This is a genomic window from Cellulomonas algicola (assembly GCF_003851725.1).
In the GTDB taxonomy this organism is placed as follows: Bacteria; Actinomycetota; Actinomycetes; order Actinomycetales; family Cellulomonadaceae; genus Cellulomonas; species Cellulomonas algicola.
The window spans coordinates 1-667 of the sequence record NZ_BHYL01000484.1 but is presented as its reverse complement, the minus strand read 5'-3'; the positions used below and the strand labels follow the sequence as shown (position 1 = coordinate 667).

At 80.4% G+C, this 667-nt stretch carries 2 pseudogenes; both read right to left on the bottom strand.

Going from position 1 to position 667, the window contains the following annotated elements:
• A pseudogene (locus CTKZ_RS21025) lies at positions 1 to 340 on the bottom strand (hypothetical protein); the annotation flags it as partial.
• Positions 337 to 667: pseudogene (locus CTKZ_RS21020) on the bottom strand (hypothetical protein); the annotation flags it as partial. The pseudogenes CTKZ_RS21020 and CTKZ_RS21025, both read right to left, overlap by 4 nt.

The following is a 667-nucleotide window of genomic DNA, read 5'->3' as shown; positions in this document are numbered from 1 at the left end:
CCTCGGCGGCAGCCGCCTGCGCCGCCGCCTCGGCAGCGGCCTGCGCCGACGCCGACGCCTCGAGCTCGGTCGCGACGTCGTCGATCGCCGCGGCGAGGGTCGCGTACCGCTCGGCCGAGAGGTCGCCACTCGAGCGGCCGTCCTCGACCTCGGCACGCAGCCGGTCCAGCAGCGCTCCGGCCGCGTCGTAGCGCCCCTCGGCCGACGCCTGCGTGACGGCGAGGACGTCTGACTGGAGGGCCCGCGCGCGGTCCGCGTCGAGGTCGGGGCGCGCGCAGCCCGTCGCGCCGAGCAGGACCGTCGCGACCAGCACCGACGCGGCCCACCGCCGCGCGCTCACGGCGTGACTCCGTGCTGCAGACGGACCAGCGCGTCGCCGAGCGGCCCGTCGACCACCGGGTACGCGGGCGGAGGCGTCTGCGGCTCGGGCGCCGAGGCGGGCCGGACGAGCAGCACGACCGCGAGGGCGACGCCGACGAGGAGCGCCGTGGCGACGACGAGGACCGGCGCACGCCCCCAGCGCGCGACGGCGCGGTGCGCGATCGCCGTGACACGGCCGACGACCACCTCCGCCGCGGTCCGGGCCGTGCCCACCGGGGAGCGGGGCGCGCCCGCAGGCGCCGCGAGGGTGGGAGCCGGGGCGCCCGGCACTCGCGCGTCCGGGACC